The organism is Geodermatophilus sp. SYSU D01106 (assembly GCF_054049995.1).
This window is the reverse complement of the sequence record NZ_JBJGYM010000017.1, coordinates 52,398-76,886: the sequence shown is the minus strand read 5'-3', so window position 1 is coordinate 76,886 and position 24,489 is coordinate 52,398. Positions and strand designations below refer to the sequence as shown.

The 24,489-nt window shown below is 77.2% G+C and carries 23 protein-coding genes and 1 riboswitch; of the genes, 11 read left to right on the top strand and 12 right to left on the bottom strand.

Annotated elements, in window-relative coordinates:
• Nucleotides 1-2 precede the first annotated feature (2 nt).
• The 3 genes from ACI78R_RS17195 to ACI78R_RS17185 are packed head-to-tail and all read left to right on the top strand — an operon-like array spanning nucleotide 3 to nucleotide 3,950.
• Nucleotides 3-1,700, top strand: a complete 1,698-nt coding sequence (locus tag ACI78R_RS17195; protein WP_457041600.1) for an ABC transporter — start codon at nucleotides 3-5, stop codon at nucleotides 1,698-1,700.
• Nucleotides 1,697-3,295 carry a GTPase gene (locus ACI78R_RS17190; protein WP_457041599.1) on the top strand — a complete coding sequence of 533 codons (1,599 nt, stop codon included), beginning with the start codon at nucleotides 1,697-1,699 and terminating at the stop codon, nucleotides 3,293-3,295. The genes ACI78R_RS17195 and ACI78R_RS17190 overlap by 4 nt, the downstream gene beginning before the upstream one ends.
• A 37-nt stretch (nucleotides 3,296-3,332) precedes the next feature.
• A complete protein-coding gene (locus ACI78R_RS17185; protein ID WP_454555222.1) occupies nucleotides 3,333-3,950 on the top strand; it encodes a flavodoxin family protein in 618 nt (205 codons plus the stop codon).
• 54 nt (nucleotides 3,951-4,004) lie between these two features.
• Here ACI78R_RS17185 and ACI78R_RS17180 read toward each other — a convergent pair whose 3' ends face one another.
• Entirely contained in the window at nucleotides 4,005-5,495 is a 1,491-nt protein-coding gene (locus ACI78R_RS17180; RefSeq protein WP_457041598.1) for a DUF222 domain-containing protein, read from the bottom strand.
• 72 nt (nucleotides 5,496-5,567) lie between these two features.
• Between ACI78R_RS17180 and ACI78R_RS17175 the strand changes: the two genes are divergently transcribed.
• Nucleotides 5,568-6,146: a hypothetical protein gene (locus tag ACI78R_RS17175; RefSeq protein WP_457041597.1), complete on the top strand. Its 579-nt coding sequence runs from the start codon at nucleotides 5,568-5,570 to the stop codon at nucleotides 6,144-6,146.
• A 10-nt stretch (nucleotides 6,147-6,156) separates the two neighbouring features.
• On the opposite strand, the gene ACI78R_RS17170 is transcribed toward ACI78R_RS17175, so the two are convergent.
• The 3 genes from ACI78R_RS17170 to ACI78R_RS17160 are packed head-to-tail and all read right to left on the bottom strand — an operon-like array spanning nucleotide 6,157 to nucleotide 9,535.
• Nucleotides 6,157-7,383 carry an MFS transporter gene (locus ACI78R_RS17170; RefSeq protein WP_457041596.1) on the bottom strand — a complete coding sequence of 409 codons (1,227 nt, stop codon included), beginning with the start codon at nucleotides 7,381-7,383 and terminating at the stop codon, nucleotides 6,157-6,159.
• 38 nt (nucleotides 7,384-7,421) lie between these two features.
• Entirely contained in the window at nucleotides 7,422-8,918 is a 1,497-nt protein-coding gene (locus ACI78R_RS17165; RefSeq protein WP_457041595.1) for a precorrin-2 C(20)-methyltransferase, read from the bottom strand.
• Nucleotides 8,915-9,535 (bottom strand): precorrin-8X methylmutase, encoded by a 621-nt coding sequence (locus tag ACI78R_RS17160; RefSeq protein WP_073418277.1) that lies wholly within the window; start codon nucleotides 9,533-9,535, stop codon nucleotides 8,915-8,917. Before ACI78R_RS17160 ends, ACI78R_RS17165 begins: the two co-directional genes overlap by 4 nt.
• Nucleotides 9,536-9,579: 44 nt before the next feature.
• Between ACI78R_RS17160 and ACI78R_RS17155 the strand changes: the two genes are divergently transcribed.
• On the top strand, nucleotides 9,580-10,758 hold the full coding sequence (locus ACI78R_RS17155) for a glucose-1-phosphate adenylyltransferase family protein (protein ID WP_457041594.1): 1,179 nt from the start codon (nucleotides 9,580-9,582) through the stop codon (nucleotides 10,756-10,758).
• A 24-nt stretch (nucleotides 10,759-10,782) separates the two neighbouring features.
• Here ACI78R_RS17155 and cobG read toward each other — a convergent pair whose 3' ends face one another.
• From cobG to ACI78R_RS17140, 3 genes are read right to left on the bottom strand one after another with little or no spacing between them, the layout of a single operon-like run.
• Nucleotides 10,783-11,940: a precorrin-3B synthase gene (gene cobG / locus ACI78R_RS17150; RefSeq protein WP_457041593.1), complete on the bottom strand. Its 1,158-nt coding sequence runs from the start codon at nucleotides 11,938-11,940 to the stop codon at nucleotides 10,783-10,785.
• A 13-nt stretch (nucleotides 11,941-11,953) separates the two neighbouring features.
• The gene (locus ACI78R_RS17145; RefSeq protein WP_457041592.1) at nucleotides 11,954-12,895 is read right to left on the bottom strand and encodes a pyridoxal-phosphate dependent enzyme; all 942 of its coding nucleotides are present in this window, start codon (nucleotides 12,893-12,895) and stop codon (nucleotides 11,954-11,956) included.
• A 27-nt stretch (nucleotides 12,896-12,922) separates the two neighbouring features.
• On the bottom strand, nucleotides 12,923-13,651 hold the full coding sequence (locus tag ACI78R_RS17140) for a DUF4383 domain-containing protein (protein ID WP_457041591.1): 729 nt from the start codon (nucleotides 13,649-13,651) through the stop codon (nucleotides 12,923-12,925).
• Nucleotides 13,652-13,803: 152 nt separating this feature from the next.
• On the opposite strand from ACI78R_RS17140, the gene ACI78R_RS17135 reads away from it, so the two are divergent.
• Together ACI78R_RS17135 and ACI78R_RS17130 are read left to right on the top strand one after the other, a co-directional pair.
• The gene (locus ACI78R_RS17135; RefSeq protein WP_245794238.1) at nucleotides 13,804-14,133 is read left to right on the top strand and encodes a tetratricopeptide repeat protein; all 330 of its coding nucleotides are present in this window, start codon (nucleotides 13,804-13,806) and stop codon (nucleotides 14,131-14,133) included.
• 95 nt (nucleotides 14,134-14,228) lie between these two features.
• On the top strand, nucleotides 14,229-16,094 hold the full coding sequence (locus tag ACI78R_RS17130; RefSeq protein WP_457041622.1) for an ABC transporter ATP-binding protein: 1,866 nt from the start codon (nucleotides 14,229-14,231) through the stop codon (nucleotides 16,092-16,094).
• A 4-nt stretch (nucleotides 16,095-16,098) separates the two neighbouring features.
• Here ACI78R_RS17130 and ACI78R_RS17125 read toward each other — a convergent pair whose 3' ends face one another.
• Nucleotides 16,099-16,551 (bottom strand): nitroreductase family deazaflavin-dependent oxidoreductase, encoded by a 453-nt coding sequence (locus tag ACI78R_RS17125; RefSeq protein ID WP_457041590.1) that lies wholly within the window; start codon nucleotides 16,549-16,551, stop codon nucleotides 16,099-16,101.
• A complete protein-coding gene (locus ACI78R_RS17120; RefSeq protein ID WP_457041589.1) occupies nucleotides 16,548-17,249 on the bottom strand; it encodes a hemerythrin domain-containing protein in 702 nt (233 codons plus the stop codon). Before ACI78R_RS17120 ends, ACI78R_RS17125 begins: the two co-directional genes overlap by 4 nt.
• Before the next feature lie 58 nt (nucleotides 17,250-17,307).
• Here ACI78R_RS17120 and ACI78R_RS17115 point away from each other — a divergent pair, with 58 nt between their 5' ends.
• The 4 genes from ACI78R_RS17115 to ACI78R_RS17100 all read left to right on the top strand — a co-directional run bounded on the left by ACI78R_RS17115 (nucleotide 17,308) and on the right by ACI78R_RS17100 (nucleotide 22,507).
• Complete coding sequence (locus tag ACI78R_RS17115) at nucleotides 17,308-17,937, top strand: TetR/AcrR family transcriptional regulator (RefSeq protein ID WP_457041588.1); 630 nt, start codon at nucleotides 17,308-17,310, stop codon at nucleotides 17,935-17,937.
• Between the two features lie 43 nt (nucleotides 17,938-17,980).
• Nucleotides 17,981-18,358, top strand: a complete 378-nt coding sequence (locus ACI78R_RS17110) for a YunG family protein (protein ID WP_457041587.1) — start codon at nucleotides 17,981-17,983, stop codon at nucleotides 18,356-18,358.
• 71 nt (nucleotides 18,359-18,429) lie between these two features.
• Nucleotides 18,430-18,497: riboswitch (cobalamin riboswitch) on the top strand.
• Between the two features lie 52 nt (nucleotides 18,498-18,549).
• Entirely contained in the window at nucleotides 18,550-22,182 is a 3,633-nt protein-coding gene (gene cobN, locus ACI78R_RS17105) for a cobaltochelatase subunit CobN (protein WP_457041586.1), read from the top strand.
• Between the two features lie 187 nt (nucleotides 22,183-22,369).
• Nucleotides 22,370-22,507, top strand: coding sequence for a hypothetical protein (locus tag ACI78R_RS17100; protein WP_245794239.1), 138 nt, complete (start codon nucleotides 22,370-22,372; stop codon nucleotides 22,505-22,507).
• Between the two features lie 71 nt (nucleotides 22,508-22,578).
• On the opposite strand, the gene ACI78R_RS17095 is transcribed toward ACI78R_RS17100, so the two are convergent.
• The 3 genes from ACI78R_RS17095 to ACI78R_RS17085 are packed head-to-tail and all read right to left on the bottom strand — an operon-like array spanning nucleotide 22,579 to nucleotide 24,466.
• The gene (locus tag ACI78R_RS17095) at nucleotides 22,579-23,388 is read right to left on the bottom strand and encodes an adenosylcobinamide-GDP ribazoletransferase (protein ID WP_457041585.1); all 810 of its coding nucleotides are present in this window, start codon (nucleotides 23,386-23,388) and stop codon (nucleotides 22,579-22,581) included.
• Nucleotides 23,385-23,906, bottom strand: coding sequence for a bifunctional adenosylcobinamide kinase/adenosylcobinamide-phosphate guanylyltransferase (cobU, locus tag ACI78R_RS17090; RefSeq protein ID WP_073418296.1), 522 nt, complete (start codon nucleotides 23,904-23,906; stop codon nucleotides 23,385-23,387). Before cobU ends, ACI78R_RS17095 begins: the two co-directional genes overlap by 4 nt.
• The gene (locus ACI78R_RS17085; protein ID WP_073418298.1) at nucleotides 23,903-24,466 is read right to left on the bottom strand and encodes a histidine phosphatase family protein; all 564 of its coding nucleotides are present in this window, start codon (nucleotides 24,464-24,466) and stop codon (nucleotides 23,903-23,905) included. The genes cobU and ACI78R_RS17085 overlap by 4 nt, the downstream gene beginning before the upstream one ends.
• Nucleotides 24,467-24,489 lie beyond the last annotated feature (23 nt).

The following is a 24,489-nucleotide window of genomic DNA, read 5'->3' as shown; positions in this document are numbered from 1 at the left end:
ACGTGACCGGACCCGTGCTGCTGACCGACGCGCTCCAGGAGGTGCGCGACGCGGTCGCCGCCGCGCCCCTGGAGCTGGCCACGCCGGGCCGGGAGACGACGGCGCGCACGGCGCGGGCGGTGGTCGACCAGGTCGACGACTACCTGCTGCCCCGGCTGCGCGACCTCGACGCGCCGCTGCTCGCCGTCGTCGGCGGGTCCACCGGCGCGGGCAAGTCCACGCTGGTCAACAGCGTGCTCGGCGCCCGGGTGACCGTCCCCGGCGTGCTGCGCCCGACCACGCGCGCCCCCGTGCTGGTCTGCTCACCGGCCGACGTCGCGGCGTTCTCCGGCGACCGCGTGCTGCCCGGGCTGCCGCGCACCACCGGCGAGGGCGACGTCAGCGGCGGGATCCGGCTGGTGCCGAGCGACGCGCTGCCCGCCGGGCTGGCGCTCATCGACGCGCCCGACGTCGACTCGGTGGTGGAGGCCAACCGCGACCTCGCCGGCCAGCTGCTGTCGGCGGCCGACCTGTGGGTGTTCGTGACGACGGCGGCCCGCTACGCCGACGCCGTCCCGTGGGACCTGCTGCGCACGGCGCAGGAGCGGGGCACCGCGCTGGCCGTCGTCCTGGACCGCACGCCGCCGGAGGCGGTGACCGAGGTGGCCGCCGACCTCGCCGGGATGCTGCAGCGCGGCGGGCTCGGGACGGCGCGGCTGTTCGTGGTGGAGGAGCGGCCGCTGCGCGACGGGTTCCTGCCCGAGGACCAGGTGGCGCCGCTGCGCGACTGGCTGCGCGGGCTGGCCGCCGACCAGGAGCAGCGCGCCGCCGTCGTCCGGCAGACGCTGGCCGGCGCCCTGGAGAGCCTCGACGGGCGGGTGGCCGCGGTCGCCGCCGGCGTCGACGAGCAGGCCGGGGCCGCCGCGGCGCTGGCCGACGCCGCAGACGCCGCCTACGACGGCGCCCGCGACGCGGTGGGGGAGGGCGTGGGCAACGGCAGCCTGCTGCGCGGGGAGGTGCTGGCCCGCTGGCAGGACTTCGTGGGCACCGGCGAGTGGATGCGCTCGCTGCAGAACCGGGTGGGCCGGCTGCGCGACCGGCTGGGCGCCGCGCTCACCGGCCGGCCGTCGACGGCGGACTCGCTGTCGGGCGCGCTGGAGTCCGGCGTCGAGACGCTGCTGCGGGCGGAGGCCGACCGGGCCGCCGAGCGCACCGTGACCGCGTGGCGCTCGCTGCCCGGCGGCGGGGCGCTGGTGGCCGGCCACGAGGAGGCGCTGGGGTCGGCCTCGCCGGACCTCGCGCCGGCCGCGGCCGAGGAGGTCCGCGACTGGCAGGGGTACGTGCTGGAGCTGGTGCGGGAGCAGGGCGCGGGCAAGCGCTCGCAGGCGCGGCTGCTGTCGTGGGGGATCAACGGCGCCGGCGCGGTGGTGATGGTCGCCGTCTTCGCCTCGACGGCGGGGCTGTCGGGCGCCGAGTTGGCCATCGCCGGCGGGACGACGGCGGTCGGGCAGCGGGTGCTCGAGGCGGTGTTCGGCGACGCCGCGGTGCGGGAGCTGGCCGCCCGCGCCCGCGAGGACCTCGACGCCCGCGCCGACCGGCTGCTGCGCGGCGAGCAGGACCGCTTCGACGAGCTGCTGGCGCCGGTGTCCGACGCCCCCGACGCGGCGGGGCGGCTGCGCGCCGCCGTCGCCGCGCTGGCCGCCGCGCGGAGGACGGCGTGAGGGCGCGGGAGCTGGCGCTGCCCGACCGGCTGGCGGCACTGCGCGAGGCGGTCGAGGTCGCCGAGGGGCGCCTGGAGGTGCCGGAGGTGGGCACCGCGCGGGCGCTGCTGGCGAAGGCCGGGGCCCGCGAGGCGCTGGGCGACGCCACCGTCGTCGCCCTGGCCGGGGCCACCGGCAGCGGCAAGTCCACGCTGTTCAACGCGCTGTCCGGGGCGCAGGTGAGCACCCCGGGCGTGCGGCGGCCGACCACCGGCGTCGCGCACGCCAGCGTGTGGGGGGAGCCCTCCTCCGACGCGCACGGCGCGGACCGGCTGCTCGACTGGCTGGAGGTGCCGCGGCGGCACCGCGTGGCCGACCCCGACCCGGCGCTGGACGGCATGGTGCTGCTCGACCTGCCCGACCACGACAGCGTGCGGCTGGAGAACCGGCTGGAGGTCGACCGGCTGGTGCAGCTCGTCGACGTCCTCGTGTGGGTGCTCGACCCGCAGAAGTACGCCGACGACGCCGTGCACACCCGCTACCTCGCGCCGCTGGCCGGGCACTCCGGCGTGCTGCTGGTGGTGCTCAACCAGGTCGACCGGCTCGACGAGGCGGCCGCGGCCGCCTGCCTGGCCGACCTGCGCCGGCTGCTCGACGAGGAGGGCCTCGCCGGGGTGCCGGTGCTCCCCACGGCCGCGCCGAGCGGCCTGGGGCTGCCGCAGTTGCGCGCGGAGCTCGCCCGCCGGGTGTCGGCGCGGAAGGCGGCCACCGACCGCCTCACCGCCGACGCGCGGGCGGCCGCGGGCGCGCTGGCCGCGCACTGCACCCCCGACGCCGGGCGTGACCGCGGGCCGGGGCGGGCGGCCCGCGAGGAGCTGACCGGCGCGTTGGCCGACGCCGCGGGCGTGCCGGCCGTGGTGGCCGCCGTCGAGCGGTCGGCCCGGCGCAGCGGGACCGCGCACACCGGCTGGCCGCTGCTGCGGTGGACGCGCAAGCTGCGTGCCGACCCGCTCGACCGGCTGCACCTCGGCGACGAGCGGGCCCGGACGTCGCTGCCGCAGGCCGGCGCGGTGCAGCGGGCCGGCATGGACGCCGCCCTCCGGCAGGCCCGCGACGACGCCGGCCGCGGGCTGCCCCCGGCCTGGCGCGACGAGCTGCGCCGCACCTCCGACGACACCGGCGGGCGGCTGCCCGACCGGCTCGACCGCGCCGTCGCCGGCACCGGCCTCGGCTCCGACCGGGTGCCGCTGTGGCAGCGCGGGGTGGGCGGCCTGCAGTGGCTGCTCGCGCTCGTCGCGCTGGCCGGCGCGCTGTGGCTCGTCGGCCTCGTCGTCCTGGGGCTGCTGCAGCTCGACGACGTCGTCCCACTGCCCCGGGTGCAGGGCATCCCGCTGCCCACGCTGCTGCTCGGGCTCGGCCTGCTCGCCGGGCTGCTGCTGGCGCTGGTGTGCCGGCCGCTCGTGGCCGCGGGCGCGCGCAGACGGGCACGCACGGCGCGGCGCCGGCTCACCGCCCGGGTGGCCGAGGTGGCCGACGAGGAGGTGCTGGCCCCGCTGGCCGAGACCCGCGCCGAGCACGAGCGGTTCTGCGCCGCGGTCGGTCGCGCACGATCCTGATGTGTGACACCTGCCCGCGTCTGGGCAGGTGGGGAGCATGACCGAGTCCGCGTCCCCCCGTGCCCTGGCCCTGATCTGCAGCCTCAAGCCGTCCCCCGCGCCGTCGTCCAGCGAGCTCATGGCCCGCCAGGTCCTCGACGCGCTCGGGGAGCACGGCTTCACCTCCGACGTCGTCCGCGTCGTCGACCACGACGTGAAGCCCGGCGTGGAGGTGGACATGGGGGAGGGCGACGCCTGGCCCGCCATCCGCGAGCGGATGATGGCCGCCGACGTCCTGGTGGTCTCGACGCCGACCTGGGTCGGCCACATGAGCAGCGTCGCCCAGCGGGTGCTCGAGCGCCTCGACGGCGAGCTGTCGGAGACCGACGACTCGGGCCGGCCGCTGGTCACCGGCAAGGTCGCGGTGGCGTGCGTGGTGGGCAACGAGGACGGCGCCCACAAGATCACCGCGGACCTGTTCCAGGGCCTCAACGACATCGGCTTCACGATCCCCGCCCAGGGCGCCGTCTACTGGAACGACGAGGCCATGGGCAGCCGCGACTACAACGACCTCGAGGAGACCCCCGAGGCGGTCGCGTCGACGACGAGGACGCTCGCGGAGAACGCCGCCCACCTCGCGCGGGCGCTCACGGCGCAGCCCTACCCCGGGCGCTGACCGGGTCGGCGCCGGCCCGCCGAGCCGGGTGTGCCGGCGCCCCGACCCGCAGGGTCAGAACGGTGGCGGCTCGGGTGCCGTCGGCGGTGGCGGGTCGGGCGCGGGTGGTGGGGGTGGGTGCATGCCCGGTGGGCGGGTGGTGCGGGTGATGCCCGACGGCGTGGTCACCGTGAGCACCCCGTTCGGTGACATCTGGAAGCTCCAGCCGCGGGCGAAGGTCTTGAGGCGGTGGTGGCTGCGGCACAGGCAGCACAGGTTGGCGCAGTCGGTCTTCCCGCCGTGTGCGTGGGGGATGACGTGGTCGGCGTCGGCCCAGCCGACTCGTTGGCCGCAGGTGGGGAAGCGGCAGGTGCGGTCGCGGGTGCGCACGAACCGCTGCTGCGGCCGGGTGGGCGTGTAGCGGTCGGTGGGCTCGGGCCGGTCGAGCACCGGGCACCGGCACCCGCCGTCGTCCTCACCGTCGGGGTGGTCGGGGCAGCCGCGGCGGGCCAGCGTGCGGGCCTGGTCGAGGGGAGTGGTGGCGCGCAGGGTGCCGTCGTCGTCGGTGACCGCCACGGTGACCGACCCACCGGCGGGGACGCGGATGCCGAGGGCGTCGAGCTGGGCGAGCAGCTCGCGGAGGTGGGCGGCGGTGATCGGCTGCCCGTCGACCTCCCCGGGCTCGGCGGACCGCCCGAGCAGGGCGGACAGGGTGGCGATGATCTGCAGGTGCGCGGTGACCGCCGGCCGGCCCGGCTCGCCGGCGCGCAGGAACACCGCGGCGTAGAGCTCGGTGCGCAGCCGGCTGATCGGGCGGGGGTCGCCGGCGTCCTTGGCCAGCCGCGCCAAGGAGTTGAGCACGGCCATGCAGGCGGCGGCGACCTCGGCCGGGAGTTCGGCGATCATCAGCGCCATGCCGTCCTGCGGGGAGGGGACAATCCGGACGTCGGCGGTCCGCTGCGCGTCGTCCCTCTTCCGCTCGGCCGCGTCGGGGTCCAGTTCCAGCAGCGCCTCGACCGCGCGCTTGCGCAGCGTCCGCACGGTCCAGCCGGTGGCGTGGGGGAGTAGCCGGGCCTCGATCCGCCGCGCCAGCGCGGGGACGGTCCACTGCAGCACGTCGACCAGCACCATCGCCCGGCGCTCGTCCAGCTCACCCGCAGCCAGCGCCGCCCACGTCGCGGGTAGCGACTCCCGGTAGGTCCACGCCCGCTTGGCGAGGGTCGTGGCGGTGGGCCGGCCGACGTTGAGCACCACCGCCAGCTCGGCGGTGAAGAACTCCGACACCCCGGGCAGCTCCGGGTCCGGCGCCCACGACCCCGACCGCGCACCCGGGGTGCCGGGCGGGGGGTCGAGGTCGGCGGGGCGGGTCTCGGCCAGCCGCAGCACCAGCTCGGCCTCGTAGGCGGCGTCCATCGCCTTGCGCGCCTGCACCCGCGCCAGCTCCGCGGCGGCCTGCGCGTCGGACAGCACCCCGACCGGCAGCCGCTCGATCGCCACCGGCTGCTCGATCAGCCACCCGGCCAGCGCGCGCTCGATCGGCGACACGTGCTCCGCGCTCGCCGACATGAGGCGAACCTACGGCGGGGGTACGACAGAAACGCCAGGTCAGTCGGCCGCCGGACGGTGCATCCTGCTCCCGTGAGAGATCCCGGCAGCGCCCCGGTCACCCGCCGCAGGGACGGTCGGGAGTGGCGGATCGGCACGGACTCGGACGTCGCCTGGATCCGTGAGGCGACGCCGATCGGCCGGACCATCACGTCGGCCGTCCCGCCGGTCTTCGAGGCGTACGCGACCGTCGTCGTCCCGGACAAGGGGCAGGGCCGGGAGGAGGACGTCGCCCTCCTGCTGCGCCTGCTCGCCGCACGGTCGCCGGGTCCGTGGTGGCTGGGCTACCTCGACACCGGCGCGGATGACGTCGTCTTCCCCGACGCGCCCCGGGTGGGCCTCTACTCCTCCTGGCCCTACGTCCTCGTGCACGCCGGCCCGGCCCAGGCGGCCGCGTGGCGCCGCGACCTGTGGTCCTGGCGCGCGCCCGGCCCCGACCTGGTCTTCCCGGCCGACCGCTCGTGGCTCCTGTCGTGGCTGTGGGACGACGACTGGCGCTGCCTGGGCGGACCGGCCGAGCTCGTGGACCGCGTCCTCGCGGAGTCGGCACTCGAGGCGCGGCGCGTCACCCCCGACGAGGACGCCACACCACCCGGCCACGTGGCCCGGTGACCGCCTCGCGTCAGGCGGCCAGCGGCTCCGACGGCTCGTCGGCGGGGGCCGCGGCGGGCGCGCGGCGGTGCGAGAGCCGCAACCCGAGGGCGGCGCCGAGCGCCAGCACGATGACGACGGCGCCGTAGACCTCCGCGGTCGCCCGCAGGCCCACCGGGCCGGACACGATCCCCGCGACGATCGCCGGGATGCTGAAGGCCAGGTAGCCGACGACGAACACGCTCGACAGCAGGCCCGCGCGGGAACCGGGCGCGACGCCGGCGGTCACCGTGGCCACCGCGCCGAGGAACGCGGCGCCGAAGCCGAGCCCAGCCAGGCCCGAGGCGACGAAGAACAGCCAGAGGGCGCCGGTCGCCAGCGCGACGAGCAGGCCGCCGACCGCGACGGCGAACACCAGGCAGCCCCCGCCCATCGCCCGGCGCGGCGCGAGGTCGCGGGCCAGCACGCCGCCGACCGCGGCCGCGCCCTGCATGCAGAGGATGAGCAGGCTGCCGGCGAGGTGGCCGCTCGCGCCGAAGACGCCGGCCGTCAGCGACGGGCCGAGGGAGAGCACCAGCCCGCCCATCGCCCACAGCGCCACCAGGCAGGGCACCGCGACGGCGAAGGCCCGGCGCTGCGGGCGAGGCACCTCCACGCGCGGCCGCAGCGAGGCCAGCGCGCCGGGCACCCGCGGCGAGGTCTCCGGGAGCAGCCGGGCCAGGCCCGCGCCGAGCACGAAGACGACGGTCAGCACCCCGAACACCCACGGCGTCGGCTCGGCCAGGCCCTCGATGGCGAGCCCCGCGCCCATCGCGCCGAGCGCCAGCCCGAGGCCGGGGGAGACGCTGTTGAGCAGGGCACCCAGCGGCCGCGCCGAGGGCCGCTGCAGGTCCAGCAGGGTCGCGCCGAGCGCGCCGGTCAGCGCCCCGGTGGACAGCCCCTGCAGCGTGCGCGCCACGAGCAGCCAGCCCACGCCGTCGGCGGCGAGGAACACCGCCATCGCGACGGCCTGCAGCAGCAGCCCGGCGGCGAGCACCGGCCGCCGTCCCACGTGGTCGGACAGGCTGCCGACGACGAGCAGCGCGCCCAGCAGCGCGAACGCGTAGATGCCGAACACCAGCGTCAGCAGCCCGGCGCCGAAGCCGAACTCCTCCTGGTAGACCCGGTACAGCGGTGACGGGACGCCCGAGGCGGCCAGCACCACCACGAGCAGCCCAGCCACCGACCAGAAGGCGGCGGAGCGGGAGAGGCGGGGCACGACGGTTGCCAAGGCCATCGACCCGCCCGGCATTCCCGTCAGCCGGGGTAGCGGCGCGAGGTGAAGACCTGCCCGGACGGCGTCACCCGCGTCTGCGACGACCCGACGATCACCAGGCAGCGCATGTCGACCGTCTCCGGGTCGAGCTCGCCGAGCGTCGTCACGGTGACCCGCTCCTCCGGCCCGCCGACGTCGCGGCCGACGACCACCACGGTCTCCGGGTCGCGCACCTCGAGCAGCGTCTCGCGGGCCTTGCCGAGCTGGTCGGGGCGCGCCTTCGACCGCGGGTTGTAGACGGCGATCACCAGGTCGGCCGCGGCGGCCGCGCGCAGCCGGTCGAGGACGACGTCGAGGGGCTTGAGGACGTCGGAGAGGCTGATCACGGCGAAGTCGTGGCCCAGCGGCGCCCCGACGCGGGAGGCCACCGCCTGCGCGGCGGTCAGGCCGGGCAGCACGCGCACGCGCACGCCGGCGTGCTCGGGCTGCGCGGCCACCTCCAGCACCGCGGCGGCCATCGCGAAGACGCCGGGGTCGCCGCTGGAGACCACCGCCACCCGGCGGCCGGCGCGGGCCAGCTCGAGCGCGTGCGCGGCCCGCTGCGCCTCCACCCGGTTGTCGCTGGCGTGCCGCACCTGCCGCGGGTTGGCCGGCACCCGGTCCAGGTAGGGGCCGTAACCGACCAGGTCGTCGGCGGCGGCGACCGCGTCGGCGGCCTCCGGCGTCGTCCAGCCGCGCGCGCCCGGGCCCAGGCCCACGACGACGACCTCGCCGGCGCGGACGGCCTCGTCGTCCGCCGGGGCGGGGGCGTTGCCCGGACCGGTGAGCGGCGAGGGCAGCAGGGCGAGGGAGAAGTAGGGGACCGTCTCCGGGTCGACGTCGGCCAGCGGCATCGTGCGCTGCCGGTCGGTGGTGGCCCGCTCCACGTAGAGCGCCCGGTCGAGCACGCCCGCGGCCTCGAACGCCTCGCGGACCTGGCCGAACGTGCGGCCGAGCTTCATCACCGCGGCCGAGTCGGTGGTGGCCAGCCACTCGGCGAGCTCGTCGGCGGGCAGCGTGCCGGGCAGCACGGTGAGCACCTCGTCGCGCTCGACCAGCGGCCGCCCGACGACGGCGGCGGCGCCGCTGACGCTGGTCACGCCGGGCACCACCTCGGTCGGGTAGCGGTGCGCGAGCCGCTTGTGCATGTGCATGTAGGACCCGTAGAAGAAGGGGTCGCCCTCGGCGAGCACGACGACGTCGCGGCCGGCGTCGAGGTGCGCGGCCAGCCGGGCGGCGGCGGCCTCGTAGAACTCGTCGATCGCGCCCTGGTAGCCGCCGGGGTGGTCGGTGCCCTCGGTGGTCACCGGGTAGACCAGCAGCTCCTCGACCTGGCCCGCGCGCAGGTAGGGCTCGGCGAGCGAGCGGGCCACCGAGCGGCCGTGCCGGGCGGCGTGGAAGGCGACGACGTCGGCCGCGCCGATGAGCCGGGCCGCCTTGACGGTGACCAGCTCGGGGTCGCCGGGGCCGAGCCCGACGCCGTACAGGCGCCCGCTCACTCGACGTCGCTCGCGATCGCGTTGACCGCCGCGGCGGTCATGGCGCTGCCACCGCGCCGGCCGCGGACCACGAGGAACGGCAGGTCGGAGGCGGCCAGCGCCTCCTTGGACTCCGCGGCGCCGATGAAGCCGACCGGGACGCCGAGCACGGCGGCCGGGCGGGGCGCGCCCGCGGCGACCATCTCCAGCAGGTGGAACAGCGCGGTGGGGGCGTTGCCGATGGCCACGACGGCGCCGTCGAGGCGGTCGCGCCACAGCTCCAGCGCCGCCGCGGTGCGGGTGGTGCCGAGGTCGGCCGCCAGCGCCGGGACGCGCGGGTCGTTCAGCGTGCAGACGACGTCGTTGTCCTTGGGCAGGCGGCGCCGGGTGACGCCGGAGGCCACCATCTGCGCGTCGCACAGCACCGGCGCGCCGGCGTCGAGCGCCGCGCGGGCGCCGGCCACCACGCCGTCGCTGGCGAGCACGTCGGCCACGAGGTCGACCTGGCCGCAGGCGTGGATCATGCGCACGACCACTCGGGCGAGGTCCTCGGGCAGGCCGGCGAGGTCGGCCTCGGCGCGGATGGTCGCGAACGACTGCCGGTAGATCTCGGCGCCGTCCTTCTCGTACTCGTACATCGGGCAGGAGGCTACGTCCCGGCCGGAACGGGTAGCGCGGGCGCATGGCCCTCCCCCGCCTGCTCGTCCTCGTCCTCGCCGGTGGCGCCGGCGGCCGGCTGCAGCTGCTCACCGAGCACCGCGCCAAGCCCGCTGTCCCGTTCGCCGGGGTCTACCGGCTCATCGACTTCCCGCTGAGCAACTGCCAGCACTCGGGCATCCCCGACGTGTGGGTGTCGATCCAGCAGCACCCGGCCTCGCTGGCCGACCACCTCGCCAACGGCCGGCCCTGGGACCTCGACCGCACCACCGGCGGGCTCATGACCCTCCCGCCGTTCCAGGGCACCGAGCGCGGGGGCTGGAACACCGGGACGGCGAACTCGCTGTGGCGGCAGGCCGAGCTGATCCGGGCGTTCGGCGCCGACGCGCTCGTCGTCGTCAGCGCCGACGCCGTCTACGAGCTCGACTACCGCGAGGTCGCCGAGGCGCACCTGCAGTCGGGCGCGGAGGTGACGATGGTGACCACCGAGGTCGCCGCCGACGACGCCTCGCGCTACGGGATCGTCGAGGTCGACGGCGAGCGGGTGACCGGCTACGCCTACAAGCCCGACGAGCCGGCCACCACCACCGCCACCAACGAGGTCTTCGTCTTCGACCCGGGCCCGACCCTCGACCGGCTCGAGGAGCTGCAGTCGGAGGTCGGCGAGGAGGGGCTGGAGGACCTCGGCACCCACCTGCTGCCGGCGCAGACCCGCGACGGCGGGGCGCGGGCGTACCCGCTGGGCGGCTACTGGCGCGACGTCGGGACGGTGGACTCGTACTGGTCGGCGCACCAGGAGTTCCTCACCGACGAGCCGCCGATCGACCTCGACGCGCCGCGCTGGCCGATCCACACCCGCGGCGGCCGGCACAGCGCCGCCCGGGTCCTCGACGACGGCCAGATCGAGAACAGCCTGCTGTCCGGCGGCACCCGGGTCTCGGGCAACGTGCGCGGCTCGGTGCTCTCGCCGGGCGTGGTGGTGGAGGCGGGCGCGACCGTCGTCGACTCGGTGCTGCTGCCCGGTGCGCGCGTGCGGTCGGGCGCCACGGTGACCCGGTCGGTGGTCGACGACGGCGTCGTGGTGGGCCGCGGCGCCACGGTCGGCGGCGACGGCGACATCACGCTCGTCGGGCGCCGCGTCGAGGTGCCCGAGGGCGCGGAGGTCCCGGCGGGCGCCCGCTACCCCGACCCGGACGAGGACTGAGGGCCTTCGTAGCGCGGTCGGCCCTCAGCCGACGCGGTAGCCCTCCGGCGTCGCGACGACGTCGAGCACCTCGCCGCGCGGCCGGCCGCAGCGCCGCTCGCAGCCCGCCCAGTGCACGCGGACGTCGCCGGGCACCGTCCCGGCGGCGACCGCGGCCGCGGCGTCGGCGCGCACGTCGGCGAGCGACCGCGCGCAGCCGGGCCGGCCGGCGCAGGCGGTCACCCGCGCCCACGGGCTCTCGGCGTCGAAGACCATCCCGGTGCGGAACAGGTCGACGGCGGCGTCGTCCACCCGGTCCTCCGCGAGGTCGGGGACGACGACGCTGCGCCACGGCGTCAGCTGCACCGCGCCGGTCAGCGACGCGAGCAGCTCCGCCTGTGCCGCCGACAGCAGGCCCAGCGGCACCGCGCCGACCAGCGCGGTGCGCCCGTCGGGCTGGGTCTCCGCGCCGACCGGGCCGCTCTCCGGCGCGGCGGGGACGGCGACCGGCGCGACCCGCGACCCGGGCAGCCGCGCGGCCACCCGCGCCGGGCCGTCGTCGAGCTCGGCCAGCCGCCACGCGGTGCCGCCCTGCGCCGCGCGCTCGGCGAGGAACGCGCGGGTGGCGTCGAGCAGCAGGGCGACGGCGTCGTCCGGGCCGGCGCGCAGGCCGCTGTCGGCGCCGTCGAGCAGCAGGGCGACGTCGCCGCCGGGAAGCGCCAGCAGGCCGACGTCGCCGCCGAGGCCGCTGACGTCGCCGCGGCCGTCGTCGAGGGTGGCGAGGTACCGGCCGGGCAGCGCGGCCAGGGCGGGGTCGGCGCGCAGCCCCTCGTCGAGGGCGGCCACCCACGGCCGGGCGTCGAGCAGCCCGCCGGCGCGCCCGGTGAGCACGCTGGCCAGGACGTTGCGCACCCGCTCGTGCGTCTCGCTCGGCAGCAGGCCCGCGGCGGCGAGGGCCTCGCCCAGCCGGGGGACGCCGGCCGGCGCCAGGCCGCGCAGCTGCAGGTTGCCGCGGCTGGTCATCTCCAGCGCGCCGGTGCCCAGGTCGCGGGCGGCGGCGGCGAGGGCGCGCAGCTGCGTCGCGGTCAGCAGGCCGCCGGGGACCCGCACGCGGGCGAGTTCGCCGTCGGCGGCCGTGTGCGTCTGGAGGGCACCGGGGCAGGCGTCGGCGCGGGCGCGGGGGGTCGTCGTGGGGGTGGACATCGCGCCAGCGAGGCTACGACGCCGGGACCACCTCACCGGCCAGCTCCGCGGCGACCGGGTGCCCGAACAGCCCCGGCAGCCCGCCGGTGTGCACGAACACCGTGCGCTCCCCGCGGCGGATCGAGCCGTCGGCCACCGCGGCGGCGAGCCCGGCCAGCGCCTTGGCGGTGTAGACGGGGTCGAGCAGCAGGCCCTCGGTGCGGGCGGCGGTGCGCAGCGCCGTGACGGCGGCGTCGGTGCGGGCGCCGTAGCCGTCGCCCACCTGGTCCCGGCGCAGCCGCAGCCCCTGCGCGGACCCGCCGATCGCCGTCACCAGCCCGGCCACCCGCTCGGCGGGGTCGGGCACCGCGCCGGTGTCCACGCCGAGCACCCGGTCGGCGCCGAGCCCGGCGACCAGGCCGGCCATCGTGCCGCCCGACCCGACGGCCACCACCACGTGCCGGGCGCCGGGCGCCTGCTCCTCGAGCTCGGCGGCGCAGGCGAGGTAGCCGCGGGCGCCGGTGGCCGACGAGCCCCCGAGCGGCAGGACGGCGGGCACCTCGCCGCCGGCCCGCAGCTCCGCGGCCACCGCCGCGACCCGCTCCTCGACGGCGGCCGGGTCCGGCACCACGACGACGCGGGCGCCGAGCGCGGCGTCGAGGGCGAGGTTGCCCGGGCGCTGCGCCGACGGCTCGCCGCCCAGCACCAGCACGGCGCGCAGGCCGAGCCTCGCCGCGGCCGCGGCGGTCATGCGGGCGTGGTTGCTCTGGACGCCGCCCGAGGTGACCAGGACGGTCGCGCCGGCGTCGACCGCCTCGGCGGCGAGGTGCTCGAGCTTGCGCACCTTGTTGCCGCCGCCGAGGTCGGTCAGGTCGTCGCGCTTGACGACGAGGTCGCCGGGCGCGAGACCCAGCGCCGCGGACAGCCGCGGCGCCGGGTGCAGCGGGGTGGGCCAGGCGGAGAGGGGGACCGTCACGCGGGGATCGTGCCGGTCCCCGCGGGTTCAGGCGTCGCGGCGGGCGCGGTCGAAGGACATCCAGACCTCGCGGCGCTCCTTGCGGGTCTGCACCTTCGCCATCGCGTCGACGCGGCGGCGCTGCTCGAAGGAGGCCACGTGCTGGACGACGGCGACCTCGGCCTCGCGCATGGCCCGCTCGGCGGCGAACTCGGCCGGCGTCGAGGGGTACTCGTCGGCCGGGACCGGCGGCACCTCGTCGTCGCGCTCGCGGGCGTAGGGGCTGTCGGGGGGCAGGTGGCCGCTGACCCGGCCGTAGGTGCCCACGAACAGCAGCACGAGGCCCGCGACGACGGAGAAGCCGACGTTGCTCAGGCCGAACGCCAGGAAGTTCAGCTCGGTGTTGAGCACGGCCAGGTTCGCCAGCGCCGACACCAGGAACAGCGCACCGATGACGATCATCACCGTGGAGGCGGTGCGCGGGCTGCGGAAGGCGGAGAAGACCAGCACCGCGGCGGTGACCAGCGAGATGGTCGACAGCAGGCCGTTGGAGGACAGCCCCAGGACGCGCTCGCCGTCGGTGGAGAAGAAGTCCAGGCCGTTGGCGAGCCCGAGGACGCCGAACAGGGCGATGACCCCGGCGACGACGAACGCGCCGGTGCGGTGGACCACGAGGACGCGGTTCCCCGTTCCCCCCGGCTCGCGCGGTGGGGTCTGCGGGCGGGTGGCCGCCGGTGCGCGGTCGGCGGTCCGGTGGCGGTGCAGCGACAGGGCCATGGTCGTGCTCCCTCGGGACGGAGGTCTGCTGACACCGGTTGTTCCCAACTCGGTGGTGTCCGGATGCAGTTGGTTCCGTCCTTCCTCGTCCGTTTGTCCGCCGGGCGTGTCGCCGCCGGGAAGACCGGAGGGCCCCGCGCCGTTCCGCCGGCGTGACCCAGCCGTTCGAGACCGACCTGCACTCCGACTACCTGCGCGCCGACCTGTTCTTCTCCATGGGGCAGCCGGTCGAGGCCGCGCGGATCCTCGAGCCGCTCGTGGCGGCCGAGCCGGGCAACGAGGCGGCGCTGGAGCTCCTGGCGCGCAGCTACTTCGGCTCGGCGCAGCTGCAGCGCTCCGAGGACGCGCTGCGCCGGCTCGTCGCGCTGGCGCCCGCCAACGGGTGGGCCCGCCGCGCGCTGGCCCGCACGCTCGAGCGCCAGAGCCGCGGCGAGGAGGCCGTGCCGCACCACCGCATGGCCGACGCCCTGGGCGCCGCCTGACCGTTCTCGCCGGACCGGCGGCCGACCGTCCTTGCTGAACCCGGGAAAGAGGTTGACCTGAAGTCGACCTGAGGTCCTAGCGTCGCCGCGTGAGCATGGAGATGACGGCGTGGTCGGCGCTCTCGCGGGCCTCCCACGCGCGGTCCGACCGGCGGGCGATCAGCCGGGCGACGCTGCGGCGGGTGCTGACCCACGCCCGCCCGCACCGCGCGCGGATCACCGCCTACGTGGCCGTCGGCGTCGTCGAGGCGGTGCTCGCCGTCGCCACGCCGCTGCTGGCCGGGCGCGTGGTCGACGCGATCGTCGACGGTGGCGAGACCGGCACCGTCGTCCGGCTGGCCCTGCTCATCGCCGTCCTCGCCCTGGCGGGGACGGCGCTGGGCCTGCTCGGCCGGTGGCTGTCGGCGACGCTCGGCGAGGGACTGATCCTCGACCTGCGCACCGCCGTGTTCGACCACGTGCAGCGGATGCCGGTGGCCTTCTTCACCCGCACGCGCACCGGCGCGCTGGTGTCCCGGCTCGACAACGACGTCCTCGGGGCCCAGCGCGCCTTCAGCGACACCCTGTCCGGGATCGTCAGCAACACCGTGACGCTGCTGCTCGCGCTCGTCGCCATGCTCACGCTGTCGTGGCAGGTGACGGTCCTCGCGCTGCTCCTGCTGCCGGTGTTCCTGCTGCCCGCGCGCCGGATCGGCGCGCAGCTGGCCGACCTGCGCCGGGTGGCCGCCGAGGCCAACGCGGCGATGACCGGCCAGACGACGGAGCGCTTCTCCGCGCCCGGCGCCACGCTGGTCAAGCTCTACGGCCGTCCCTCGGCGGAGTCGGCGCGGTTCGCCGCGCGGGCGCGGGCGGTGCGCGACGTCGGCGTCCGGACGGCGATGGTGCAGTGGGCGTTCATCAGCGCGCTGACGCTGGTGTCGGCGCTGGCGCTCGCCCTGGTCTACGGCGTCGGGGGCGCCTCCGCGCTGCGCGGCGACCTCGACCCCGGCGCCGTCGTCGCGCTGGCCCTGCTGCTCACCCGGCTCTACGCGCCGCTGACCGCCCTGGCGAGCGCGCGGGTCGACGTCGCCTCGGCGCTGGTCAGCTTCGAGCGCGTCTTCGAGGTCCTCGACCTGGTCCCGCTGGTGCGCGAGCGGCCCGGCGCCGTCGCCGTCCCCGACGGACCGGTCGCGGTGGAGCTCGACGGCGTCACCTTCGCCTACCCGGCCGCCGACCGCGTCTCGCTGGCCTCCCTGGAGGACGTCGCCCGGCTCGACGGCCGCGGCGGGATCGACGTGCTGCACGACGTCTCGTTCACCGTGCGGCCGGGCGAGGTGCTGGCGATCGTCGGCTCCTCCGGCGCCGGCAAGTCCACGATCGCCGCGCTGCTGCCGCGCCTCTACGACGTCGACGCCGGGGCCGTGCGGCTCGGCGGCGTCGACGTGCGCGACCTGACCGCCGACTCGATCCGCGCCACCATCGGCCTGGTCACCCAGGACGGCCACCTGTTCCACGAGTCGCTGCGGGACAACCTGCGGCTCGCCGCCCCCGGCGCGACGGACGCGGAGCTCCTCGACGCGCTCGACCGGGCGCGGCTCGGGGACCTGGTGCGGGCGCTGCCCGAGGGCCTGGACACCGTCGTCGGCGAGCGCGGCTACCGCTTCTCCGGCGGCGAGCGCCAGCGGCTGACCATCGCCCGGCTGCTGCTCGCCCGCCCGCGGGTGGTGCTGCTCGACGAGGCCACCGCGCACCTCGACGCCACCAGCGAGGCCGCCGTCCAGGAGGCGCTGGACGAGGCGCTGGACGGGCGGACGGCGATCGTCATCGCCCACCGCCTGTCCACCGTGCGCGCCGCCGACCAGATCCTCGTGCTCGAGCACGGCCGGGTCGTCGAGCGCGGCCGCCACGAGGAGCTGCTCGCCCTCGGCGGCCGCTACGCCGAGCTGTACCGCACCCAGTTCGGGCAGCCGGTGCCCGCCTGACCGCTCAGTCCGCGGGGGACAGCCGCACCACGGCGATCCGGCGCGACACCCTCGCCTGGTAGCCGTCGTACCCGTCGAAGCGGGCCGAGAGGGCCGCCCACAGCCGGGGCCGGTCGGCGTCGTCGACCTCGCTCGCGGTGACCGCCCACCGCCGGCCGCGGACCTCGACCTCCCCGCGCGGGTCGGCCTGCAGGTTGCGCCACCACTGGGGCTCGGCGTCGATGCCGCCGTTGGAGGCGGCGACGACGACGTCCGCCCCGTCGCGCACGTGCAGCAGCGGCGTCGTGCGCGGCTGCCCCGACACCCGGCCGCGGCAGGTCACCAGGACGACGTCGCCGCCGCGGAACCGGTTGCCCAGCCGCCCGCCGGTGCGGCGCAGCAGCGCGGTGTGCAGCGCGGCGACGTGGCGGGACAGCGCGGTGGCCGCCCGGTCGGCGCGGGAGAGGGGAGCGGTCACCGGGCGGTCCCGAACGTGCGGGCGTCGGCGCGGGCGGCGCGGCGGCCGAGGAACCGGGCGACGGCGAGCATCGCCGGGTGCGGCACGGGCAGGCGGCCGACGACGTCGTCGGGGATGGCCGACACCGTCCAGCCGAGGGCGCCGAGCATCTCGTGCGGGCGGTACTCCTTGGAGAACACCTCGCGCTCGAGCCGGTCCCAGTCCTCCGGCGTGAGGTGCCGCTGCACCTGCTCCATGCCGTCGCTCTCCTCGTGGGCGAGGTGGGCGGCCAGCCCGTCCCGCAGCGCCACGGCCTGCTCGGCGAGCTCCGCGCGGGTGGTGGCGTCCCCGCGGCCGGCGGCCATCTCCCGCAGGCCCGCGGCGACGGCGGCCAGCGCCGGGTCGATGCCCGCGTGCTCGGCCTCCAGCGCGTCGAGGACGGCCGGGTCGGCGCCGCGTTCGGCGAGCAGCGGCCACAGCCCGGCGTCCTCGCCGGAGTGGTGGGCGTGCAGGTAGCGCGCGAACCGGGCGAAGCGGCGGGACAGCCGGCGCCAGCGGGCCCGGTCGGCGACCGGGACGGCCGGGACGACGGCGGCGAACGCCTCGAGGTCGCGCCGGAAGCCGCGGTGCATGACGAACATGCCCACGAGGTCGATGGGGCCGTCGGGGGCGGCGGCCTGGCCCTCGAGGCGGATCTGCACGGGGTGCGTGGTGGTCACCGGGAGTCCTTTCGGTTGAGTGCCGGTCAGATGAACAGCGGCACGGTATGGTGGACCGGTGACGGAGGGCAAGAGGGTCTACCGCTCCGATCTGCGCCAGGAGCAGGCCCGGCGCACGCGCGTCCAGGTGCTGGAGGCGGCCACCCGCTGCTTCCTGGAACGGGGTTACGCGGCGACGACCATGCGGGAGGTCGCCGAGGCGGCCGGCGTCTCGGTGCCCACGGTCTTCGCCCAGGGCGGGAAGGCCGCGCTGCTGCTGGCCTGCGTCGACCGGGCGCTCGTCGGCTCCGACGACGAGCGCGCCGTCCGGGAGCTCGGGCCGTTCGCCGACCTGCTCGCCGCGCCCGACCGGGCAGGCCGGCTCGCCGCCCTGCACCGGCTGGCGTCGCAGAGTGCGGCCGGCACGCTCGCGATGCAGGACGCCTTCGCCGCGGCGGCCGCGGCCGACCCGGAGGTGGCGGGGCCCTACGCGGAGTACGAGCGCCGCCGCCGCGCCGACATGACCGTGCTCGTGCGGGCGTTCGCCGACGACCTGCGCGACGACCTCGACCTGGAGTCCGCCGTCGACGTCTTCTGGTCGGTCTTCTCCCCGGCGACGCAGTCCCGGCTGATCCGCGGCTGTGGCTGGCCGCCGCAGCGCTACGCCGACTGGCTGCCCGGTGCGGTCGAGCGCCTGCTGCTGCGCTGAGCGCGTCGTCCCCGCGTCGTCCCCGGCTGGCAGGGTGCCGCCCGTGCCCACGCTCGACGAGGTGACCGCCGCCGTCCGCGCCGCCTGGTGCCGGGAGACCTGCGACCCGGCCGACGTGGCCGACTGGACGCCGGGCAACCCCGCGCGCGGGCAGTGCGGCCCCACCGCCCTGCTGCTGCACGACCTGTTCGGCGGGGACCTGCTGCTGGCCGAGGTGCTGTACCCCGACGGCTCCCGGCAGGGCGTGCACTGGTGGAACCGGCTGCCCGACGGCCGGGAGGTCGACCTCACCCTGGGGCAGTTCACACCCACCGAGACGGTGCAGGCGCCGCGCGTCGTCGCCCGGCCGCCCGGGCTGCCCGGCTACGCGGCCGACCAGTACCTGCGGCTGCGGGCGGCGGTGCTGACCCGGCTCGGCTAGACGTGCCCGGCTGGAGGTGCCGGGCGCCCGGCGGCCGGGCGGTACCGTCGCCCCATCACGGCAGTGCGTGCAGGAAGCCGGTGGAAACCCGGCGCGGTCCCGCCACTGTGACCCCGGGCGACCGGGGGAGCCAGACACTCCGGCTGCCGTGCCCGACGACCCGGGGCGCGGACCCCGAGTGAGGAAGCGGCGTGTTCGTCCTGCTCTCCACCAGCGACACCGACCTGCTCTCCGCCCGCGCCAGTGGCGCCGACTGGCGGCTGGGCAACCCCGTCCGGCTCGGCGCCGACGGGATCGCGGCGCTGACCGAGGGGGCGGAACTCGTCGTCGTCCGGATCCTCGGCGTGCGGCGGCAGTACGAGGAGATGCTCGCGCCCCTGCTGGCCGGCCCCGCGCCGGTCGTCGTCCTCGGCGGGGAGCAGGTGCCCGACGCCGAGCTGATGGAGCTGTCCACCGTCTCGATGGGCGTGGCCACCGAGGCGCACGGCTACCTGGCGCAGGGCGGGCCGGACAACCTCGTGCAGCTGCACCGGTTCCTCTCCGACACCGTGCTGCTCACCGGCGAGGGCTTCGAGCCGCCGTCGGTGGCGCCGGACTGGGGCGTGCTCGAGCGGTCGGCGCGCGGCGGGGACGGCCCGCGGATCGCCGTCCTCTACTACCGGGCCCACCACCTGGCCGGGAACACCGCGTTCGTCGAGGCGCTGTGCTCCGCGGTCGAGGACGCCGGCGGGCAGGCGCTGCTGGTGTTCGTCAGCTCGCTGCGCAGCGTCCCGGCCGACCTGCTCGACGTGCTGCGCACCGCCGACGCGCTCGTCGTCACGGTGCTCGCCGCGGGCGGCTCCCGCCCGGCCACCGCGCAGGCCGGCGGCGACGACGGCGCCTGGGACGTCGGCCAGCTCGCCGCGCTCGACGTGCCCGTCGTCCAGGGGCTGTGCCTCACCCGCCCGCGCGCGGAGTGGCTGGCCGACGACGACGGCCTCTCGCCGCTCGACGTCGGCAACCAGGTCGCCATCCCCGAGTTCGACGGCCGGCTGATCAGCGTGCCGTTCTCCTTCAAGGAGACCGACGCCGACGGGCTGACGCACTACGTCGCCGACCCCGAGCGGGCGGCGCGGGTGGCCGGCACCGCGGTGGCGCACGCCCGGCTGCGGCACACGCCGCCGGAGCAGCGCCGGGTCGTGCTGATGCTGTCGGCCTACCCGACCAAGCACGCGCGGATCGGCAACGCCGTCGGCCTGGACACCCCGGCGTCGGTGGTGCGGCTGCTGGCCGCGATGCAGGGGCAGGGCTACGACATCGGCCCGTTCGACGGGCCCGGCGCGCTGCCCGGCGTGGCCGACCTCGACGGCGACGCGCTCTTCCACGCGCTCATCGCCGCCGGCGGGCAGGACGCCGACTGGCTGACCGAGGAGCAGTTGTCGGGCAACCCGGTGCGCATCCCGGCCGCGGAGTACCAGCGCTTCTTCGACACGCTGCCGCAGGACCTCCGCGACGCGATGGTCGAGCACTGGGGGGAGGCGCCCGGCTCGCTGTTCGTGGACGACTCCGGAGCCGACGGCCCCGCCATCGTGTTCGCGGCCCTGCGCGCCGGCAACGTCGTCGTGATGGTGCAGCCGCCGCGCGGCTTCGGCGAGAACCCGATCGCGATCTACCACGACCCCGACCTGCCGCCCTCGCACCACTACCTGGCCGCCTACTGGTGGCTCCGGTCGGTGTTCGGCGCGCACGCGCTGGTGCACGTCGGCAAGCACGGCAACATGGAGTGGCTGCCGGGCAAGACGGTCGGGCTGTCGGCCTCCTGCGGGCCCGACGCCGCGATCGGCGACCTGCCGCTGGTCTACCCGTTCCTGGTCAACGACCCGGGCGAGGGTTCGCAGGCCAAGCGCCGCGCGCACGCCACGCTCGTCGACCACATGGTGCCGCCGATGGCCCGCGCCGACTCCTACGGCGACATCGCCCGGCTGGAGCAGCTGCTCGACGAGCACGCCAACGTGGCGGCGATGGACCCGGCGAAGCTGCCCGCCGTCCGGGCGCAGATCTGGACGCTGCTGCAGGCCGCCAAGCTCGACCACGACCTGGGGCTGGCCGAGCGGCCGGAGGACGACCACTTCGACGAGATGATCCTGCACGTCGACGGCTGGCTCTGCGAGATCAAGGACTCGCAGATCCGCGACGGCCTGCACGTCCTCGGCGTCCCGCCGTCGGGCTCCGACCGGGTGGACCTGGTGCTGGCGATGCTGCGGGCGCGGCAGATCTGGGGCGGCGCGGTGGCGCTGCCCGGGCTGCGCGAGGCGCTGGGGCTGACCGAGGACGGCACCGCCGGGCGCGCGGCCACCGACGCCGTGGAGGCGCGGGCCGAGGCGCTCGTCGCGGGCATGGAGGACGCCGGCTGGACGATCGGCGCCGTCGGCCCGGTGGTGCGCGAGGTGCTCGGGCGGGAGGACGAGGGCGTCGCGGCGGTGCTGCGGTTCGCCGTCGACGAGGTGGTGCCGCGGCTGGAGCGGACCACCGACGAGCTCGACGCCACGCTGCACGCCCTCGACGGCGGCTACGTGCCGGCCGGGCCGTCGGGCTCGCCGCTGCGCGGGCTGGTCAACGTGCTCCCGACCGGGCGGAACTTCTACTCGGTCGACCCGCGCGCGGTGCCCTCGCGGCTGGCGTGGGAGACCGGCCAGGCGATGGCCGACTCGCTGCTCGAGCGCTACCGCGCCGACACGGGGGAGTGGCCGCGCTCGGTCGGGCTGTCGGTGTGGGGGACCTCGGCGATGCGGACCTCCGGCGACGACGTCGCGGAGGTGCTCGCGCTGCTCGGCGTCCGCCCGGTGTGGGACGACGCGTCGCGGCGGGTGACGTCGCTGGAGGCGGTGCCGCTGTCCGAGCTCGGCCGGCCGCGGATCGACGTCACCGTGCGCATCTCGGGCTTCTTCCGGGACGCCTTCCCGCACGTGGTGACCATGCTCGACGACGCCGTGACGCTCGTGGCGGGGCTCTCCTCGGAGTCCGACGACGACAACTACGTGAAGGCCCACGTGGACGCCGACGTCGCCGGGCACGGCGACCGGCGGCGGGCCACCGCCCGGGTGTTCGGCTCCAAGCCCGGCGCCTACGGGGCGGGGCTGCTCTCGCTCATCGACTCCCGCGACTGGCGCGGCGACGCCGACCTCGCCGAGGTCTACGCGGTGTGGGGCGGCTACGCCTACGGCCGCGACCTCGACGGCGTGCAGGCGCGGCCGGACATGGAGGCGGCGTACCGGCGGATCGCGGTGGCGGCGAAGAACGTCGACACCCGCGAGCACGACATCGCCGACTCCGACGACTACTTCCAGTACCACGGCGGGATGGTGGCCACGGTCCGCGCGCTGACCGGGCGTGCGCCCGCGGCCTACATCGGCGACTCGACCCGGCCCGAGCAGGTGCGCACCCGGTCGCTGACCGAGGAGACCTCGCGGGTGTTCCGGGCCCGGGTGGTCAACCCGAAGTGGCTGTCGGCGATGCGCCGGCACGGCTACAAGGGCGCCTTCGAGCTGGCCGCGACCGTCGACTACCTGTTCGGCTACGACGCCACGACCGGCGTGGTGGCCGACTGGATGTACGAGAAGCTCACCGAGACCTACGTGCTCGACCCGGAGAACCGCGAGTTCATGGAGCGGTCCAACCCGTGGGCGCTGCACGGGATCGCCGAGCGGCTGCTGGAGGCGGTCGACCGCGGCATGTGGGCCGAGCCGGACCCGGAGCTGCTGGCCGGGCTGCGGCAGGCCTACCTCGACACGGAGGGCGACCTCGAGGGCGGCGAGACCCCGGCCCAGTCGGGTGCGCCGGCCTGAGGCGGTCCGATCGCGGAGGGTGACGGCGCGCGGTACGGGTTCATGAACGATGCGGTCCGCAGTCCCGGCCGGGTACCGGACGCTCATGGGCATCCTCAACCGACTCCTGGGCACTGCTGAGACCACGGCTCGTCGCGGAGCCGCCGGAGGCCGCGCCGCCGCGGGCCGCGCGACCACCGGCCGGGGCATGGCCTCCGGCCGCGGCATGGGCCGCACCCGCATGGCGACGGGCACCCCGAGCCGCCGGATGGGCCGCGGCGCGCCGACCACCGCGGCGTCGGGCGGGCTGGGCCGCCTGCTCGGCTCGCTGACCGGCCGGCGCTGACGCAGGACCCCGCTTCCCCCCACCGCTCGCACGCTCGCGGCGGGACCCTGCAGCGGGGCCGTTCCAGCACGTCACCACCCGGCGGCGGCGACCAGCAGCACGACGGTCGCCGCCGCCTCGCCCATCGCCCCCATCACGTCGCCGGTGACCCCGCCGAGGCGGGCCGTCGCGCGGGCGCGCACGGCCTCGGCCGCGAGCAGGCCCGCTCCCGTCGCGCCGGCCAGCGCCGCCGCGGTCCCCGGCCCGCCGGCCGCCCAGCCCGCACCGGCCGCGCCGGCGAGCACCAGTCCGACCCAGCCGGCGAACCACGGCACCGAGACCGTGCCGGCGACCGCCCGGCCCAGCGCCGAACCCTCCGCCGTCGCGACGCCGGGCAGGCCCGTGCGCGCCATCGCCAGCCGGGCCACCACGACCGCGGCCCAGAGCGCGACCCAGCCGCCGTCCACCCCGAGCAGCGCCGCGCCGGCCGCGGCCTGCAGCAGCAGCACGAGGACGAGCGTCACCACGCCGAACGGGCCGACGTCGCCCTGGTGCATCACCTGCAGCGCCCGCTCCCGGCCGCGCAGCGGGCCGAGCCCGTCGGCGGTGTCGGCCAGGCCGTCGAGGTGCAGCGCCCGGGTGAGCCAGGCGAGCACGGCGAGCGCCGCCACGGCACCGGCGAGCGGTGACACCAGGTGTGCGCCGAGCACCCCCGCACCGGCCGCGGCCCCGCCGAGCACCAGCCCGACCAGCGGCGCCCACGGCAGTACGCCTCGCGTCGACGTCGTCCCCGCCGCGGGGACCCGCAGCACGGTCAGCAGCGCGGCGGACTCCAGCGGGCCGGCCCACCGCGGCCGGCTGCCCGGCGGCTGCTCCGTCGGCTGCTCCGGCGGCGTCGTCACCGCAGCCGCTGCGGCAGCCCGGCGACGACGAACCACACCTCGTCGGCGGTGCCGGCCAGCCGCTGGTTGACCTCGCCGAGGGTGTCGCGGAACAGCCGGCCGGCGCGCGACTCGGGCACCACCCCGAGGCCCACCTCGTCGCTGACCGCCACCACGTGCGCCGGCGTCATCGCCCAGGCGTTGACCAGCGCGTCGACCCGCCCGGCCAGCCGGTCGAGGGCGCCGGGCTCGTCGGTCCACACGCCGGTCTCGTCCATGAGCGCGGCCACCCAGGTGGTCACGCTGTCGACGAGCACCGTGCCGCCGCGCAGCAGGTCGCTCGGCGCGGTCGTCTCCAGCGTCGCCCAGCCGGCCGGGCGGCGGGCCCGGTGCTCGGCGACCCGCCGCGCCCACTCCTCGTCGCCCGGCGCGGGGGCGGAGGTGGCCAGGTAGACGACGTCGGCCCGGCCGGCGACCAGCGACTCGGCGTGCGCGGACTTGCCCGACCGCGAGCCGCCGAGCACGAGCACCCTGCTCACGCGGCCGGCACCGCCGGCAGCTCCAGGCGCGTCACCGTGCCGTTGTGCGGCGTCACCGCGGGCATCTCCGCGGGGCCGAGCCCCGCCACCACCGCCTGCGCGGCCCGGATGGTGTCGCCGTGGGTCACCAGCGCGACGACGTCGGCCGGCGGGCGGGCCGTCAGCCCGGCCAGCAGGCCGCCGACCCGCGCGTGCAGCTGCGCCAGGCTCTCCCCGCCCTCGGCGGACCAGTGCGGGTCGGTCCAGTCGACGACGTCCCACAGCTCGCGCGACGGGCGGCCCTCGAGCACGCCGTAGCCCTGCTCGCGCAGCGCGGGGGTGGTGGTGAAGGACAGGCCCGTGGCGTCGGCGCAGTGCTCGGCGGTCTGCACGGCGCGGCGCAGGTCGCTCGACAGCATCGCCCCGGGCCGGAGCGCGGCCAGCTCGCGGGCGGCACCGGCCGCCTGCCGGTGCCCGAGCTCGGTGAGCGGCACGTGCGCCGTCTGGCCCTGCATGAGCCCGGCGGCGTTCCACTCGCTCTGGCCGTGGCGGACGAGGAGGAGGGTGAGCGGGCGCGCCATGGTGGTCGCCGAGCCTAGGGCAG